We start from the raw sequence: 2081 nt of genomic DNA, 5'->3' as shown, positions 1-2081 counted from the left end.
TTGGCTCAAATGAAAGATCAACACAACCTAAGCTGCTGCTCGGCTCCGACTACCACGGCAGCCCTCGGCTGATCCGGCAGGCCCTTGCCCATCTGCCGGAGGTGGATGCTTACATCAACTGCGGGGATTTCTGTTCCAAGGCCGGCAAACCTTCCCGCAAGGCCACCCAGGGCTTTCATCCGGCAGCCCAAGCAGAGGTGGTTCATCTGCAATCCTTTTTGGCGGCAGTGGAGAGCCTGGGCAAACCCTGGCTCTTTTTACCTGGCAACCACGATCCAGCAGCTTCGGTTTTGAATTCGCTGGTTGGCTGTTGGGGGCGGGCCATCACCCAGTCCTGCTGCTTTGAGTGGCTGGGGTTACAGGTTTTGGCTGTGCCCTGGACTCCCCCCTGTGGCTGGAGCTGGTCTCTGACCTCTGCCCATTTGCAGGAGCTGCTCACCCTCTACAGTCAACCCCCCCGGCCCATTGACCTGCTGCTCACCCATGCTCCGCCGCGGGGCCTTTTGGATGAGGGGGGGAAGTGGTATCACCGCTGTACGCCCACTTTGCGCCCCCTTTTGGAACAGCTGCAGCCGCGCTACTACATCTGCGGACACATGCATTGGGATGGGGGCAAGGTAGAGCGATGGGGATCCACCCTGGTGATTAACACAGCCCTGCACAACATGGTTCTCGAGATCCATTAGGCAGGAAGCCCTTGGACAGCCTTCCGCCTCCTCAGATTTCCACTCGTAGGAACCTTCCATGACCCGTCCTTTGATCTTGGCCAGCAGTAGCCCCGGCAAATGGCGCGAGTTCAATGCCTTTTTCCAGGCCCATGCCCCTGCTTGGGAGCTGCGCCGCATGCCCTCAGAAATTGAGGTGGAAGAAACCGGCACCACCTTTGCCGAAAATGCCCTTCTCAAAGCCAGAGCCGTGGCCAAGTCTCTGGGGGAGTGGGCCATTGCCGACGATTCCGGCCTAGCGGTAGAAGCCCTTGGCGGTGCCCCTGGGATCCGCTCGGCTCGCTATGCCCCCAACGATGCTGCCCGCATCGAGCGGTTGCTTAGGGAAATGGAAGGGATCCCAAATCGCCGAGCCACCTTTCACTGCGCCATCGCCCTGGTGGATCCCCAAGGTGAGGTACATGCCCTGGTGGAAGGGGTATGTCCGGGGGAGATCTTGACCCAGCCGCGGGGAGAGGGCGGGTTTGGCTATGACCCGCTGTTTTGGGTGCCCGAAGTGGGGCTAACCTTTGCCGAGATGAGCCCAGCTCAAAAAGAAGCTGTCGGCCACCGGGGACGAGCTCTGCGCGCTTTGCAAGCCCAGTTGTCTCTCTTGGAGAGCCGTTTGGGCTAGTTTGGATCTCAGAATGGCACCGGATTCCTGGCCGGAGAGCTGCTAGGATACACACGTTGCTTCCCTTCGGGGAAGTGGAATTCGTGGAAAGAAAAAAGCCATCTTGCTGTGGAAGCTGAGGGGAGCGCTTGACCAATCATGAGCTTTTCTGAGTTTGAGGATCGGGATCCCATCGCTGCGGCAGAACGGGTTGCTGGCCGGGATCCCAGCCGCCATTCCCCAGATTCTGCCGGTGAGGAAGCCGCGATCTCCTTGGTTGCAAACTCTGGTGAAGGAAGGGAGCGGCAAAGTCGTCGTTCTCCACCCCCTTTGCCGGAAGAGGGCTCAACCTTTGTGGGCGCAGAAGATTGGCTGGACGATCGCGGTAGCGGGACGGAGTCCTTGGAGAATGGGCGGGATAGCTACAGGGAGTCCGCGCAAGGGGCCACTTCTCGCCCTTCCAACCGCTCCCCCCAGACTAGCCGAGACGAGGGGTCTCGTGTTGACAGCGAAAAGGGGGGGCAGAAAGCCGCTGCAGGAGGAGCCGGTGAGCGCCCTGGGCAAGCGCTAGTTCCCCGCCGTTCTGTCTCCGGCAGCCGAGGTTACGACGGATCCGCCCGTTCCTCTGCCTTTCGCGGTAGCGGGACGGAGTCCTTTGCTGGCCGCTCGCGTAAGCGGGACGGAGTCCTTGGGGAATCCGGCTACCGCAGTGACTACAGCCGTTCCGCGGCTTACGGCTACACCTCCAGCTATGTTGGCGGTGG

2 protein-coding genes and 1 pseudogene are annotated in these 2081 nt (G+C 60.7%); all 3 read left to right on the top strand.

Features of this window, described 5'->3' with window-relative positions:
• Positions 1-32 precede the first annotated feature (32 nt).
• Positions 33-686 (top strand): metallophosphoesterase family protein, encoded by a 654-nt coding sequence (locus tag NW856_RS14115; protein WP_414400754.1) that lies wholly within the window; start codon positions 33-35, stop codon positions 684-686.
• A gap of 58 nt (positions 687-744) precedes the next feature.
• Positions 745-1338, top strand: coding sequence for an RdgB/HAM1 family non-canonical purine NTP pyrophosphatase (gene rdgB / locus NW856_RS14110; protein WP_414400753.1), 594 nt, complete (start codon positions 745-747; stop codon positions 1336-1338).
• A gap of 138 nt (positions 1339-1476) precedes the next feature.
• Positions 1477-2081 (top strand): annotated as a pseudogene (locus NW856_RS14105) (hypothetical protein); the annotation flags it as partial.

Origin of the sequence: Synechococcus sp. R3-13, assembly GCF_047462195.1 — a bacterium.
Classification (GTDB): domain Bacteria; phylum Cyanobacteriota; class Cyanobacteriia; order Thermostichales; family Thermostichaceae; genus Thermostichus.
Note: the sequence above shows the minus strand (reverse complement) of the source record. Positions and strands in the feature narration are given on the sequence as shown.

Coding starts and splice junctions, on each gene's coding strand:
- rdgB (WP_414400753.1), top strand. CDS start 745: ATGACCCGTCCTTTGATCTTGGCCAGCAGTAGCCCCGGCAAATGGCGC.